Here is a 14,157-nt window from a genome sequence, read left to right as displayed (position 1 = left end):
AAGGAAGAAGTCCATGCTTGAAGCGCTCTCCATCTCCCTGAACAAAGCCGCCGTGCTCGGGTTTGTCTTGTACATCCTTGGCGCCGCCGTGCTGTTCGCGCTGTTCCAGTTCATCTACACCCGAATCACACCGCACCGTGAATTCGAACTGATCCGTTCGGGCAATGTTGCGGCCGCGATCGCGCTGGGGGGCGCCATCATCGGCTTCGCCATTCCGGCCAGTAATGTGATTGCCTTCTCGATCAGCATTCTGGATTTCGTCGTCTGGGCCGTGATCGCCGCTTTCGTACAACTGCTGGCGTTCCTGGTGACCAGCCTGGTGCTAAAAGGCGCCTCTGAACGGATCAAAAAAGGCGAAATCGCTGCGGGTATCTATGTCGCGGCAGTGGCCATCAGCGTCGGCATGTTGAACGCCGCGTGCATGACTCCTTCCCAGTACTGATTACGCCACGGAGATTGCGATGAAACGAAGCAAGTACGTTCAGCTCTCGCTGGCAGCGTCGGTCGCCATGGCGATATCAGGCTGCGGGCAGGCGGAAAAAACCTACCCGGTGCAGAAGAAATACAACTTCCAGTCCGTTCAGCAATGTGCCGATGAAAAACTTCCGGTAGACGTCTGCTCTGACGCCTACATGAGCGCCATGGCTGAGCATCGCCGCATCGCGCCGGTGTACGACACCCAGGCCGATTGCGATGCCGACTTTGTCGCCGACTGGTGCCAGCAGGATTCCGCCGGCAAGTTCATCCCCAAGCTGGGTGGTTTCGAACTGACCGCCGATGGCGAGGTGACGCAATCCCAGGTGGACGCGGCCAAGGCTCAATTGCCCGCCTCGGAAGCGAACAGTGGAGGCTCCGGGTTCTCCGGCACCAGCCTCCTGACCGGACTGCTGATCGGCAACATGCTGAGCAGCAACCGCAACAGCTATTACTCCCAGCCGGTCTACCGCTACCGCGATGATCGCGGTAACTACGGCTCCTCAACGCTTGGTCAACGGATTGCGAAAGGCTCGACCTTTACCAAGTCCAATCAGGCGAGGTACGGCAGCAGCTACACCGACTCGATCCGCACCTCCGCCAGCAAGCCGATGTCCGTGGACTCGTCCACCTCCCGTGGCGGCTTCGGCAGCAAAGCCAGTGCCCGCAGCGGTTGGGGCGGTTCGAGCAGCGCTGGCCGATCGAGCAGTTAAGGAACGAGCACCATGAAGAAGATCCTCTGCGCAGAGCGTCATGACTGGAAACAGACGGCCGAAAGTCTTGGCTTTCTGTTCCATACCATCGACGACGAACCCTATTGGGACGAGAGCGCGTATTACCAGTTCACGCTCAAACAGATCGAGAACGATCTCGAAGACCCGACCACCGAGATTCATGAGATGTGCATGGATCTGGTGGCCCGCGTGGTTCAGAGCGAGGAGTTGCTGGAGCGCCTGAGCATTCCCGCGCCCTTCTACGACATGGTTCGCACTTCATGGCTCGAAGGCCACCCGCACCTGTATGGGCGCATGGATTTCTCCTACAACGGCAGCGGGCCGGCCAAGTTGCTGGAACTCAACTACGACACGCCGACCAGCCTGTATGAGGCCGCTGCGTTTCAGTGGGGCTGGCTGGAGCAATGCATCGAACGCGGCTTGCTGCCCAAGCATGCCGACCAGTTCAACAGCATCGACACCAAGCTGCATCAGGCCTTTGCCCAACTGCAGCTCAAACAGCCCTTCTATTTCGCCTCGATGAAAGACTCGGTCGAAGACAAGGGCACCACCGATTACCTGCGCCTGGTTGCGGAAAAGGTCGGCATCGAATCACGGCACATCGATATCGAGGACATCGGTCTCACCAGTGATGGACGCTTCGTCGACCTCGAAGATCGCTGGATCCCTCACCTGTTCAAGCTGCATGCCTGGGAGTTCATCTTCCACGAGCCCTTTGGTGCAGCGATTGCCCAGAGCGATACACAGTTTTTCGAACCAGCCTGGAAATCGATCATCTCCAACAAGGGCATCCTGCCGCTGCTGTGGGAGTTCAACAAAGGTCACCCGAACCTGCTCGCGGCACATCTGGATGCTGACCCGGGCAAAGCGGTGCCCAAAGGCTGGGTGCGCAAACCGTTCTTTTCTCGAGAAGGCGCCAACATCGAGCTGCAAACCGCTGACGGGCTGATCGTTAAAGAGGACGGCCCCTACACCGACGCGCCATTTATCCTTCAGGAGTTCGCCCCGCTGCCGAAGTTTGGCGACAGCTTTACGCTGGTGGGTTCATGGGTGATTGGCGATCAGGCGGCCGGTATTGGCGTGCGGGAAGACAACAGCTTGATCACCAAGGATTCGAGCCGGTTCTTGCCGCATCTGATACTCGACTGACCCATCCATCGCCGGTGTGGACATAAATAAGATGCCCGCAAGACTTACGGCTGAAATACCGGATAATGGCGGCCAAATCGTCTAGCCCGTTATTCTGGTAATCCCCCATGGAAATCAAGGTCAACTTTCTCGACAACCTTCGGCTTGAAGCCAAGTTCGATGACTTCACGGTGGTGGCCGATCAACCTATCCGCTACAAGGGCGATGGCTCGGCACCAGGTCCGTTCGATTACTTTCTGGCTTCGTCGGCGTTGTGTGCGGCTTATTTCGTGAAGTTGTACTGCGACACTCGCAGCATTCCCACCGATAATATCCGCCTGTCGCAGAACAATATTGTTGATCCGGAAAACCGCTACAACCAGATTTTCAAGATCCAGGTCGAGTTGCCGGCGGACATCTCCGACAAGGACCGTCAAGGCATCCTGCGTTCCATCGACCGTTGCACCGTGAAAAAAGTGGTGCAAGCCGGGCCTGAGTTTGTGATCGAAGAGGTCGAAAACCTCGACGCCGATGCCCAGGCGTTGCTAATGCCTGCGTCTGGTTCAGACGCGAGCACTTACATCGTGGGCAAGGATCTGCCGCTGGAGCAAACCATCGCCAATATGTCAGCCATTCTGGCGGACCTGGGCATGAAGATTGAAATCGCCTCCTGGCGCAATATCGTGCCCAATGTGTGGTCGCTGCATATCCGCGATGCGCACTCGCCGATGTGCTTTACCAACGGCAAGGGTGCGACCAAGGAAGGCGCGTTGGCGTCTGCGTTGGGCGAGTTTATCGAGCGACTCAACTGCAACTTCTTCTACAACGACCAGTTCTGGGGCGAAGACATCGCCAACGCGGCGTTTGTGCACTACCCGGACGAACGCTGGTTCAAGCCTGGCCGAAAAGATGAGCTGCCAACTGAAATTCTCGACGAGTACTGCCTGAAGATTTACAACCGCGACGGCGAGTTGCGTGGCTCCCATCTGATCGATACCAACTCGGGCAATGAAGAGCGCGGCATCTGCTCGCTGCCGTACGTGCGCCAGTCGGACGGCGAGGTGGTGTATTTCCCGTCCAACCTGATTGAAAACCTGTTCCTGAGCAACGGCATGAGTGCCGGTAATACGCTGGCCGAAGCCCAGGTGCAGTGTTTGTCGGAGATCTTCGAGCGCGCGGTAAAACGCGAAATCATCGAAGGTGAATTTGCACTGCCGGATGTGCCAGCCCACGTGCTGGCGAAGTACCCCGGGATACTGGCCGGTATTCAGGCGCTGGAAGCACAGGGGTTCCCCGTGTTGGTGAAGGATGCGTCCCTGGGCGGTGAATTCCCTGTGATGTGCGTCACGTTGATGAACCCGCGTACCGGCGGTGTGTTCGCCTCGTTCGGCGCGCATCCGAGCCTGGAAGTGGCGCTGGAACGCAGCCTGACCGAATTGCTGCAGGGCCGTAGTTTCGAAGGCCTCAACGACTTGCCCCAGCCGACTTTTGAAGGTCATGCGGTGACCGAGCCAAATAACTTCGTCGAGCACTTTATCGACTCCAGCGGCGTGGTGTCGTGGCGATTCTTCAGTGCCAAGTCGGATTACGAATTCGTGGAATGGGACTTCTCCGGCCAGGGTGAAAACTCGAACGCCGAGGAAGCCGCGACCTTGTTCGGCATTCTCGAAGGCATGGGCAAGGAAGTGTACATGGCGGTCTACGAGCATATCGGCGCGAAGGCGTGCCGCATCCTGGTGCCGAACTATTCGGAAATCTATCCCGCGGACGATCTGATCTGGGATAACACCAACAAAGCGCTGTTCTTCCGCACCGACATCCTGAACCTGCATCGCCTGGACGAAGACGAACTGCAAGCGCTGGTTGAGCGTCTGGTGGAAAGTGAGCTGGACGACTACACCGACATCACCACCTTGATCGGCATCGAATTTGACGACAATACGGCCTGGGGTCAGCTGACGATCCTGGAATTGAAGCTGCTGATCTATCTCGCCTTGCAGCAATTTGAAGAGGCGAAAGAGGCGGTGGAAATGTTCCTGCAGTACAACGACAACACGGTTGAGCGCGGCTTGTTCTATCAGGCCGTGAATGTGGTGCTGGAGATGAAACTGGACGAAGACCTGGAACTGGAAGACTACGAGGCCAATTTCCGCCGGATGTTTGGCAACGAGCGGACGGATGCAGCGATCGGATCGGTGGACGGCAGCGTGCGCTTCCATGGCTTGACGCCGACCAGCATGAAACTGGAGGGGCTCGACCGGCACCTGCGGTTGATCGATAGCTACAAGAAACTGCACTCGGCACGGGCCAATGTGACCCCTTTATTCAGTTAACAGCGCCCACAAAAAAGCGAAGCCAGATCACTGGCTTCGCTTTTTTTATTGCTGACTGGATAGCTGCTTTTTAGAACGGGATATCGTCATCAAAGCTGTCGAAATCCGGAGCCGGCTGAGGAGCGGCCTGCTGCTGTGGAGCCGGACGCGACTGTTGCGGTGCCGACTGCTGCGGACGCGGAGCCTGTTGGCGTGGGGCCGGGGCGGACTGCTGGTAGTTATTGCCCCCGCCTTGTTGGTCGCCCTGCTGTGGACGGCCGCCCAGCAGTTGCATGGTGCCTTGCATGTCGACCACGATTTCAGTGGTGTAACGCTTGATACCGTCTTTTTCCCATTCGCGGGTCTGCAGCTTGCCTTCGATGTACACCTGCGAACCTTTGCGCAGGTATTCGCCGGCAATTTCGGCAACCTTGCCGAACATCGAAACACGGTGCCATTCGGTCTTCTCGACCTTCTGACCGGTTTGCTTGTCGGTCCACTGTTCGCTGGTCGCCAGACTCAGGTTGGTCACGGCGTTACCGTTAGGCAAGTAGCGAACTTCGGGATCCTGGCCGCAAGTGCCGACCAATATGACTTTGTTAACCCCACGGGCCATAACGTTCTCCTAGGCTTCGCACGCTGTCGCGGTCGGGTTGTTCACCAGACGCTCGAGGGTGGTGCGATCCAATAATTCGGTGTCCAGTTTGATGTAAATCGCCGCTTCATCGGCAACCACGATTGCATCGGTTACTCCAACGACGGCCTTAAGGCGCTCGATCAGGCCAGCTTCACGAATCGCTTCGGGCGACAACGGCAAGCGCAGGCTCGTCACATACGGAGGTTCCCGCATGGTAACAGCAAAGGCAAGCCAGAGGGCAGCCAGACCCGCGCATCCGAGGAACACAACCGACAAACCGCCGTGCTGGAACATCCAGCCGCCGAGGATCCCGCCCAGCGCCGAACCGAGGAACTGGCTGGTGGAATAAACCCCCATCGCCGTGCCCTTGCCGCCCGCCGGTGAAACCTTGCTGATCAGCGATGGCAAGGAGGCTTCCAGCAGGTTGAACGCGGTGAAGAACACCACCGTACCAATCACCAGAGCCCGCAAGCTATCGCCGAACTGCCAGAAGAATAGCTCAGTGAGCATCAGCGTCAGCACTGCGCCCAATAAAACTCGTTTCATTTTGCGTTTCTTCTCGCCATAGATAATGAACGGGATCATGGCGAAGAAGGAGATCAGTAGCGCGGTCAGGTACACCCACCAGTGCTGCTCTTTGGGCAGCCCGGCTTTTTCGACCAGGGCCAGGGGCAATGCAACGAAGCTCGACATCAACATCGCGTGCAACACAAAAATGCCCAGGTCCAGGCGCAGCAGGTCCGGGTGCTTGAGTGTCGGTATCAGCGCCTGGCGCGCGACGCCGGACTCGCGGTGCTGCAACGGCCCGGTTGCGCGCGGCACCATGAACATCACGATGACGATGCCGACCAGCGCCATGCCACCGGTGGCGAAGAACAACCCGGACAGGCCAAAGACACGGGTCAGCAATGGTCCTACAACCATGGCGACCGCGAACGACAGACCAATCGTCATGCCGATCATGGCCATGGCTTTGGTCCGATGCTGTTCCCGGGTCAGGTCTGACAGCAACGCCATGACCGCCGCGGAAATCGCCCCGGCGCCTTGCAGGATGCGTCCGGCGATGACGCCCCAGATCGAATCGGCATTGGCCGCCAGCACACTCCCCAGGGCGAAGATGATCAGCCCCAGATAAATCACCGGACGACGACCGATGCGGTCGGAAATGAAGCCAAAAGGAATCTGAAAGATCGCCTGGGTCAGGCCGTAAGCGCCAATCGCCAACCCGATGAGGGCCGGGGTCGCTCCTGCCAGGTCCATCCCATAGGTCGCCAGAACCGGCAACACCATGAACATGCCAAGCATACGGAAGGCGAACACCAGGGCCAGACCGCTTGCTGCGCGGGTCTCACTGCCACTCATGCGTTCGCTGTGGGGATCGTGCATGGAAAAACCTCATGTGAACCGGCGGCGATTCTACCAGTCCCATCGATTGACGGGGTATATCGCGACGCTGTGACGCGCACAGATGACACAGTCTTCATGCAAGGCTGCGCACTCCGCATTTGATAGTGTGCATCCATCCAGTATTTGGCCGTATACTCCTACGTTTTCGACGCCCGCCGAGCGAGGCCACTTTGGACAAGATCCTGATTCGTGGGGCCCGAACCCACAACTTGAAGAACATCGACCTGACCCTGCCACGGGACAAACTGATCGTCATCACCGGCCTGTCCGGATCCGGCAAGTCGTCCCTGGCCTTCGACACTCTGTACGCCGAAGGCCAGCGCCGTTATGTCGAATCGCTGTCGGCCTACGCCCGGCAGTTCCTGTCGATGATGGAAAAACCTGACGTCGACACCATTGAAGGTCTGTCGCCAGCGATCTCCATTGAACAGAAGTCGACCTCGCACAACCCGCGTTCGACGGTTGGCACCATTACCGAAATCTACGACTACCTGCGTCTGCTCTACGCTCGCGTCGGTATTCCCCGCTGCCCCGACCACGACATTCCGCTGGAAGCCCAGACCGTCAGCCAGATGGTTGACCTGGTGCTGGCACAACCGGAGGGCAGCAAACTGATGCTGCTGGCCCCGGTGATCCGCGAACGTAAGGGCGAGCACCTCTCGGTCTTCGAAGAACTGCGCGCTCAGGGTTTTGTGCGGGCCCGGGTCAACGGCAGGCTCTGCGAGCTGGACGAATTGCCGAAGCTGGATAAACAGAAGAAGCACTCGATCGATGTCGTGGTCGACCGCTTCAAAGTCCGCGCCGATCTGCAACAGCGTTTGGCTGAGTCGTTCGAGACTGCATTGAAACTGGCGGACGGCATTGCACTGGTCGCACCAATGGACGACGAGCCCGGCGAAGAAATCATCTTCTCCGCGCGCTTCGCCTGCCCGATCTGCGGCCACGCCATCAGTGAGCTGGAACCCAAACTGTTCTCCTTCAACAACCCGGCCGGCGCCTGCCCGACCTGCGATGGTCTGGGGGTTAAACAGTTCTTCGACACCAAACGACTGGTGAACGGTGAACTGACCCTGGCCGAAGGCGCGATTCGCGGCTGGGACCGGCGCAACGTCTATTACTTCCAGATGCTTGGCTCGCTGGCTTCGCACTACAAGTTCAGCCTCGAAGTGCCGTTCAATGACCTTCCGGCCGATCAGCAGAAGTTCATCCTGCATGGCAGTGGCTCGCAGAACGTCGACTTCAAATACCTGAACGACCGTGGCGACATCGTCAAACGTTCGCACCCGTTCGAAGGCATCGTGCCGAACCTGGAACGCCGCTACCGCGAAACCGAATCGGCTTCGGTCCGTGAAGAACTGGCAAAATTCCTCAGCACCCAACCCTGCCCGGATTGCCGCGGCACCCGTCTGCGTCGCGAGGCGCGGCACGTGTGGGTTGGCGAGAAGACTTTGCCGGCGGTGACCAATCTGCCGATCGGCGACGCCTGTGAATATTTCGGCGTGCTGAAACTGACCGGTCGCCGTGGCGAGATTGCCGACAAGATTCTCAAGGAAATCCGCGAGCGACTGCAGTTTCTGGTCAACGTCGGCCTGGACTATCTGTCACTGGATCGCAGTGCCGACACACTGTCCGGCGGCGAAGCCCAGCGGATCCGCCTGGCCAGTCAGATTGGCGCCGGTCTGGTGGGGGTCCTGTACATCCTCGATGAGCCGTCGATCGGCCTGCATCAACGGGACAACGACCGGTTGCTGGGCACCCTCAAGCACCTGCGCGACATCGGCAACACGGTGATCGTGGTCGAGCACGACGAAGACGCGATTCGTCTGGCCGACTATGTGGTGGATATCGGCCCGGGCGCGGGTGTACACGGTGGGCATATCGTCGCCGAAGGCACGCCGGCCGAGGTCATGGCTCACCCGGATTCGCTGACCGGCAAGTACTTGTCGGGGCGGGTAAAGATCGCAGTTCCAGCCAAGCGCACGCCGCGCAACAAGAAGTTGTCGCTATCCCTCAAGGGCGCTCGCGGCAACAATCTGCGCAACGTCGATCTGGAGATTCCGATCGGTCTGCTGACCTGCGTGACCGGTGTGTCCGGCTCGGGCAAATCGACGCTGATCAACAACACACTGTTTCCTTTGAGCGCTACCGCACTCAATGGAGCAACGACCCTGGAAGCGGCTGCTCACGAGAGCATCAAAGGCTTGGAACATCTGGACAAGGTTGTAGACATCGATCAGAGCCCGATCGGTCGCACGCCGCGCTCCAACCCGGCGACCTACACCGGGCTGTTCACGCCGATTCGCGAACTGTTCGCCGGTGTGCCGGAATCCCGTTCCCGCGGTTATGGGCCGGGGCGCTTCTCCTTCAACGTGAAGGGCGGGCGCTGCGAAGCTTGTCAGGGCGACGGCTTGATCAAGGTGGAAATGCACTTTCTGCCGGACATCTATGTCCCGTGCGACGTCTGCAAGAGCAAGCGTTACAACCGCGAAACGCTGGAGATCAAGTACAAGGGCAAGAGCATCCACGAAACTCTCGAGATGACCATCGAGGAAGCCCGGGTCTTCTTCGATGCCGTTCCAGCCTTGGCGCGCAAGCTTCAGACGCTGATGGACGTAGGCCTTTCCTACATCAAGCTGGGGCAATCGGCGACGACGCTGTCCGGCGGTGAAGCTCAGCGGGTAAAGCTGTCTCGCGAACTGTCCAAGCGCGATACCGGCAAGACGCTGTACATCCTCGATGAGCCGACCACGGGCCTGCACTTTGCGGATATCCAGCAACTGCTCGACGTGTTGCATCGACTGCGCGACCACGGCAATACCGTGGTAGTGATCGAGCACAACCTGGACGTGATCAAGACCGCCGACTGGTTGGTGGACCTGGGGCCGGAAGGTGGTTCCAAAGGTGGGCAGATCATTGCCGTCGGCACACCGGAGGAAGTATCCGAGATGAAGCAGTCTCATACTGGCTTCTATCTCAAACCGCTGCTGGCTCGCGACAGGGCCTGAGCCGGGCCCACGAAAAAGCCCCTGTCACTTCATCAGTGGCAGGGGCTTTTTTGTGCGTTTCTGTAGGAGCGCGGCATCAGAACTGCGATTGCAGGTAATTCTCCAGACCGATCAGCTTGATCAGACCCAGCTGCTTCTTGAGCCAGTAGGTGTGATCTTCTTCGGTATCGGCCAGCTGAATGCGCAGGATCTCGCGGCTGACGTAATCCTTGTGCAGCTCGCAAAGCTCGATGCCCTTGCACAGAGCTGCGCTAACTTTGTATTCCAGACGCAGGTCAGCGGCGAGCATGTCCGGCACAGTGGTGCCGACATCGAGATCGTCCGGACGCATACGCGGTGTGCCTTCGAGCATCAGGATCCGACGCATCAGCGCATCAGCGTGTTGCGCCTCTTCTTCCATCTCGTGGTTGATACGTTCGTAAAGCTCGGTGAACCCCCAGTCCTCGTACATCCGCGAATGGATGAAATATTGATCACGCGCTGCCAGTTCGCCTGTCAGCAGCGTGTTGAGGTAATCGATTACGTCTGGGTGACCTTGCATCGCCCTACATCTCCCTGCTTGAAAGTCTGTAGTTTGAACCAACCTGACCGGAAGGTCACTCGCACGACGCTATAAAAGCGAAGAAATTCTGAGAAAAGCGGTTTAAATAACGCAAAAACCGCCCAAATGAGGGCGGTTCTGCTTATCGTTTAGACTTAGTTAAGCTGTACGTTGAGTGCCTTTGCGATTGCTTCTCCATACGCCGGGTCGGCCTTGAAGAAATGCTGCAATTGGCGATCAACCACATCGCTGGAAACACCAGCCATTGCGCCGGCAATGTTGTTGACCAGCAGATTTTTCTGCTCATCACTCATCAGGCGGAACAGCGCACCAGCGTGGCTGTAGTAGTCGGTGTCTTCGCGATGATCGTAACGATCAGCCGCGCCGCTCAGGGCCAAAGCAGGTTCCGCGTAGCGCGGTGCCTGTTTCGGTGATTCTACGTAGCTGTTCGGCTCGTAGTTCGGTGCTGCACCACCATTGGCACCAAACGCCATGGAGCCATCGCGCTGGTAAGTGTTGACCGGGCTGCGAGGCGCATTCACCGGCAGTTGCTGGTGATTGGTCCCCACACGGTAACGGTGGGCATCAGCGTAAGCGAACACGCGACCTTGCAACATGCGGTCAGGCGACAGACCAACACCCGGGACCATATTGCTCGGACCGAACGCCGCCTGCTCGACTTCAGCGAAGTAGTTCAGCGGATTGCGGTTGAGCTCCAGCTCGCCCACTTCGATCAGCGGAAACTCCTTCTGCGACCAGGTTTTGGTTACGTCGAACGGATTCTCGTAATGAGCCTCGGCTTGGGCCTCGGTCATGATCTGGATATTGACACTCCATTTCGGGAAATCACCGCGCTCAATGGCGCCGAACAGGTCACGCTGTGCGTAATCCGGATCGGTACCCGCCAGGCGTGCTGCTTCTGCTGGAGCGAGGTTCTTGATCCCCTGTTTGGTTTTGTAGTGCCACTTCACCCAGTGACGCTCGCCATTGGCGTTGATCAGGCTGTAGGTGTGGCTGCCGAAGCCATGCATATGGCGATAGCCGTCAGGGATGCCGCGATCCGAGAACAAAATGGTGATCTGGTGCAACGCCTCAGGCGAATGCGACCAGAAATCCCACATCATTTGCGCACTTTTCAGGTTGCTTTGCGGCAGACGTTTCTGGGTATGGATAAAGTCAGGGAATTTCAGCGGATCACGGATGAAGAACACCGGCGTATTGTTACCGACGATGTCCCAGTTGCCTTCTTCGGTGTAGAACTTCAGGGCAAAACCGCGTGGATCACGCTCGGTGTCGGCAGAACCGCGTTCGCCGCCCACAGTAGAGAATCGCAGGAAGGTCGGAGTTTGTTTGCCGACGGATTCAAACAGCTTGGCACTGGTGTACTGAGTGATATCGCGAGTTACGGTGAACGTACCGTAAGCCCCCGAACCTTTGGCGTGTACACGACGCTCAGGGATGTTTTCACGATTGAAGTGCGCAAGCTTCTCGATCAGATGGAAATCGTCGAGGAGCAAAGGGCCACGAGGGCCGGCAGAGCGGGAATTCTGGTTGTCGGCGACAGGAGCGCCACCGGCGGTCGTAAGCGTGCTGTTTTGGCTCATGCGATCTCATCCTTTGTCAGTTTGGAACTGCCGGCTAATCGGCGTGGGAAGGAGTATTGACCATCAATCATGGCACCTACAAATTCATTAATTTGTAGACTCCAATAGAAAAATACTACCAACAATCCCGCTCATATAGTGAAGGCATGAACCGCTAGGACGCTTGTACGAACGGCGCGTTTCTTACACGCACAAAAAACCGGGCACTAGGCCCGGTTTTTTGTTTCAGACTGACGTCTTACTCAGCGGATACAGCTTCACCGCCGACAGCACGATCAACCAACTCGACGTACGCCATAGGCGCGTTGTCGCCAGCGCGGAAACCGCACTTGAGGATGCGCAGGTAGCCACCCTCACGGGTAGCGTAACGCTTGCCCAGGTCGTTGAAGAGCTTACCAACGATAGCTTTCGAACGAGTACGGTCGAAAGCCAGACGGCGGTTAGCCAGACTGTCTGTCTTGGCCAAAGTGATCAGCGGCTCAGCAACGCGGCGCAGTTCTTTGGCTTTTGGCAGTGTAGTTTTGATCAGCTCGTGCTCGAACAGCGACACCGCCATGTTTTGAAACATGGCCTTGCGGTGCGAGCTGGTGCGGCTCAGGTGACGACCACTTTTACGATGACGCATGGTTCATTCCTTACCAAACACAACGTTCGGTGATTACGACGATCAGGCAGTCGCCTTGTCGTCCTTCTTAAGACTTGCAGGCGGCCAGTTGTCGAGGCGCATGCCGAGGGACAGACCGCGGGAGGCCAGAACGTCCTTGATTTCAGTCAAGGATTTCTTGCCAAGGTTCGGAGTCTTCAACAGCTCTACTTCGGTACGCTGAATCAGGTCACCGATGTAGTAGATGTTTTCCGCCTTAAGGCAGTTAGCCGAACGTACAGTCAGTTCCAGATCGTCAACCGGGCGAAGCAGGATCGGATCGATCTCGTCTTCCTGCTCGACAACCACTGGCTCACTGTCACCTTTGAGATCGACGAACGCAGCCAACTGCTGTTGCAGAATGGTTGCAGCACGGCGGATAGCCTCTTCAGGATCCAGGGTACCGTTGGTTTCCAGATCAATAACCAGCTTGTCCAGGTTAGTACGCTGTTCGACACGGGCGTTTTCCACCACGTATGCGATACGGCGAACCGGGCTGAACGAAGAGTCAAGCTGCAAGCGACCGATGCTGCGGCTTTCGTCTTCATCGCTCTGACGCGAGTCTGCCGGTTCATAACCACGACCACGAGCTACGGTGAGCTTCATGTTCAGGGCGCCGTTAGACGCCATGTTAGCGATTACGTGATCGGGGTTAACGATCTCGACATCATGATCCAGCTGAATATCGGCAGCGGTAACCACCCCCGAACCCTTCTTCGACAAGGTCAGCGTAACTTCGTCTCGACCGTGCAGCTTGATAGCCAGACCTTTAAGGTTCAACAGGATTTCAATTACGTCTTCCTGTACACCTTCGATGGCGCTGTACTCGTGGAGCACACCGTCAATCTCGGCCTCGACTACTGCACAGCCGGGCATTGAGGACAACAGGATGCGGCGCAGCGCGTTGCCCAGGGTGTGGCCGAAACCACGCTCGAGAGGCTCGAGAGTGATCTTGGCGCGGGTTGGACTGACAACCTGCACATCAATATGGCGGGGTGTCAGGAACTCATTTACCGAAATCTGCATGGATGCACCTATTTTCTAGCCCTTACTTGGAGTAGAGCTCGACAATCAGGCTTTCGTTGATGTCGGCGGACAGATCACTGCGAGCAGGAACGTTCTTGAAAACGCCCGACTTCTTCTCAGTGTCTACTTCTACCCATTCTACGCGGCCACGTTGGGCACACAGATCGAGAGCTTGGACAATGCGAAGTTGGTTCTTTGCTTTCTCGCGAACTGCGACCACGTCACCAGCACGAACCTGGTAAGACGGAACGTTTACGGTCTGACCGTTAACGCTGATCGACTTGTGCGATACCAGCTGACGGGATTCGGCACGAGTAGAGCCAAAACCCATACGGTATACAACGTTGTCCAGACGGCATTCGAGCAGCTGCAACAGGTTTTCGCCAGTTGCGCCTTTCTTGCCAGCAGCTTCTTTGTAGTAGCCGCTGAATTGACGCTCGAGAACGCCGTAGATACGACGGACCTTCTGCTTTTCACGCAGTTGGGTGCCGTAATCGGACTGGCGACCGCGGCGTTGGCCGTGGATACCAGGTGCTGCTTCGATGTTGCACTTCGATTCGATCGCGCGCACGCCGCTCTTCAGAAAGAGATCGGTGCCTTCGCGACGAGCGAGTTTGCATTTTGGACCAATGTAACGAGCCATTCT

Annotated in this window: 12 protein-coding genes; 5 read left to right on the top strand and 7 right to left on the bottom strand. The window is 57.5% G+C overall.

Annotated elements, in window-relative coordinates; genetic code table 11:
• The first annotated feature begins 13 nt into the window (after positions 1 to 13).
• The 4 genes from PSH65_RS03440 (at position 14) to PSH65_RS03425 (ending at position 4,669) form a co-directional block, all read left to right on the top strand.
• Positions 14 to 442, top strand: a complete 429-nt coding sequence (locus PSH65_RS03440; RefSeq protein WP_305424918.1) for a DUF350 domain-containing protein — start codon at positions 14 to 16, stop codon at positions 440 to 442.
• 19 nt (positions 443 to 461) lie between these two features.
• The gene (locus tag PSH65_RS03435) at positions 462 to 1,187 is read left to right on the top strand and encodes a DUF1190 domain-containing protein (RefSeq protein ID WP_305424917.1); all 726 of its coding nucleotides are present in this window, start codon (positions 462 to 464) and stop codon (positions 1,185 to 1,187) included.
• Positions 1,188 to 1,199: 12 nt separating this feature from the next.
• Positions 1,200 to 2,357 carry a glutathionylspermidine synthase family protein gene (locus PSH65_RS03430; protein WP_305424916.1) on the top strand — a complete coding sequence of 386 codons (1,158 nt, stop codon included), beginning with the start codon at positions 1,200 to 1,202 and terminating at the stop codon, positions 2,355 to 2,357.
• Positions 2,358 to 2,464: 107 nt separating this feature from the next.
• Positions 2,465 to 4,669: an OsmC domain/YcaO domain-containing protein gene (locus PSH65_RS03425; RefSeq protein ID WP_305424915.1), complete on the top strand. Its 2,205-nt coding sequence runs from the start codon at positions 2,465 to 2,467 to the stop codon at positions 4,667 to 4,669.
• A 70-nt stretch (positions 4,670 to 4,739) separates the two neighbouring features.
• On the opposite strand, the gene PSH65_RS03420 is transcribed toward PSH65_RS03425, so the two are convergent.
• Complete coding sequence (locus PSH65_RS03420) at positions 4,740 to 5,264, bottom strand: single-stranded DNA-binding protein (RefSeq protein ID WP_007896798.1); 525 nt, start codon at positions 5,262 to 5,264, stop codon at positions 4,740 to 4,742.
• 9 nt (positions 5,265 to 5,273) lie between these two features.
• Positions 5,274 to 6,671 (bottom strand): MFS transporter, encoded by a 1,398-nt coding sequence (locus PSH65_RS03415; protein WP_305424913.1) that lies wholly within the window; start codon positions 6,669 to 6,671, stop codon positions 5,274 to 5,276.
• A 191-nt stretch (positions 6,672 to 6,862) separates the two neighbouring features.
• Between PSH65_RS03415 and uvrA the strand changes: the two genes are divergently transcribed.
• Positions 6,863 to 9,697: an excinuclease ABC subunit UvrA gene (gene uvrA / locus PSH65_RS03410; protein ID WP_305424912.1), complete on the top strand. Its 2,835-nt coding sequence runs from the start codon at positions 6,863 to 6,865 to the stop codon at positions 9,695 to 9,697.
• A 76-nt stretch (positions 9,698 to 9,773) separates the two neighbouring features.
• On the opposite strand, the gene bfr is transcribed toward uvrA, so the two are convergent.
• From bfr to rpsD, 5 genes are all read right to left on the bottom strand, one after another.
• Positions 9,774 to 10,238 carry a bacterioferritin gene (bfr, locus tag PSH65_RS03405; RefSeq protein ID WP_305424911.1) on the bottom strand — a complete coding sequence of 155 codons (465 nt, stop codon included), beginning with the start codon at positions 10,236 to 10,238 and terminating at the stop codon, positions 9,774 to 9,776.
• A gap of 155 nt (positions 10,239 to 10,393) precedes the next feature.
• Positions 10,394 to 11,842 carry a catalase gene (locus PSH65_RS03400; RefSeq protein WP_305424909.1) on the bottom strand — a complete coding sequence of 483 codons (1,449 nt, stop codon included), beginning with the start codon at positions 11,840 to 11,842 and terminating at the stop codon, positions 10,394 to 10,396.
• Positions 11,843 to 12,080: 238 nt separating this feature from the next.
• Positions 12,081 to 12,467, bottom strand: coding sequence for a 50S ribosomal protein L17 (gene rplQ, locus PSH65_RS03395; RefSeq protein ID WP_007924175.1), 387 nt, complete (start codon positions 12,465 to 12,467; stop codon positions 12,081 to 12,083).
• A gap of 42 nt (positions 12,468 to 12,509) precedes the next feature.
• Positions 12,510 to 13,511, bottom strand: coding sequence for a DNA-directed RNA polymerase subunit alpha (gene rpoA, locus PSH65_RS03390; protein ID WP_305424908.1), 1,002 nt, complete (start codon positions 13,509 to 13,511; stop codon positions 12,510 to 12,512).
• A 22-nt stretch (positions 13,512 to 13,533) separates the two neighbouring features.
• Complete coding sequence (gene rpsD / locus PSH65_RS03385) at positions 13,534 to 14,154, bottom strand: 30S ribosomal protein S4 (protein ID WP_003176404.1); 621 nt, start codon at positions 14,152 to 14,154, stop codon at positions 13,534 to 13,536.
• Positions 14,155 to 14,157: the final 3 nt, after the last annotated feature.

Source organism: Pseudomonas sp. FP603, assembly GCF_030687415.1.
GTDB lineage: Bacteria > Pseudomonadota > Gammaproteobacteria > Pseudomonadales > Pseudomonadaceae > Aquipseudomonas > Aquipseudomonas wuhanensis.
The sequence above is the reverse complement of the archived record's forward strand: the minus strand, read 5'-3'. Positions and strand labels throughout refer to the sequence as shown.

What these genes read in the sequence shown, in the direction of transcription:
- PSH65_RS03440 (WP_305424918.1), top strand. Translation starts at nt 14, where the DNA reads ATGCTTGAAGCGCTCTCCATCTCCCTGAACAAAGCCGCCGTGCTCGGG.
- PSH65_RS03435 (WP_305424917.1), top strand. Translation starts at nt 462, where the DNA reads ATGAAACGAAGCAAGTACGTTCAGCTCTCGCTGGCAGCGTCGGTCGCC.
- PSH65_RS03430 (WP_305424916.1), top strand. Translation starts at nt 1,200, where the DNA reads ATGAAGAAGATCCTCTGCGCAGAGCGTCATGACTGGAAACAGACGGCC.
- PSH65_RS03425 (WP_305424915.1), top strand. Translation starts at nt 2,465, where the DNA reads ATGGAAATCAAGGTCAACTTTCTCGACAACCTTCGGCTTGAAGCCAAG.
- PSH65_RS03420 (WP_007896798.1), bottom strand. Translation starts at nt 5,264, where the DNA reads ATGGCCCGTGGGGTTAACAAAGTCATATTGGTCGGCACTTGCGGCCAG.
- PSH65_RS03415 (WP_305424913.1), bottom strand. Translation starts at nt 6,671, where the DNA reads ATGCACGATCCCCACAGCGAACGCATGAGTGGCAGTGAGACCCGCGCA.
- bfr (WP_305424911.1), bottom strand. Translation starts at nt 10,238, where the DNA reads ATGCAAGGTCACCCAGACGTAATCGATTACCTCAACACGCTGCTGACA.
- PSH65_RS03400 (WP_305424909.1), bottom strand. Translation starts at nt 11,842, where the DNA reads ATGAGCCAAAACAGCACGCTTACGACCGCCGGTGGCGCTCCTGTCGCC.
- rplQ (WP_007924175.1), bottom strand. Translation starts at nt 12,467, where the DNA reads ATGCGTCATCGTAAAAGTGGTCGTCACCTGAGCCGCACCAGCTCGCAC.
- rpoA (WP_305424908.1), bottom strand. Translation starts at nt 13,511, where the DNA reads ATGCAGATTTCGGTAAATGAGTTCCTGACACCCCGCCATATTGATGTG.
- rpsD (WP_003176404.1), bottom strand. Translation starts at nt 14,154, where the DNA reads ATGGCTCGTTACATTGGTCCAAAATGCAAACTCGCTCGTCGCGAAGGC.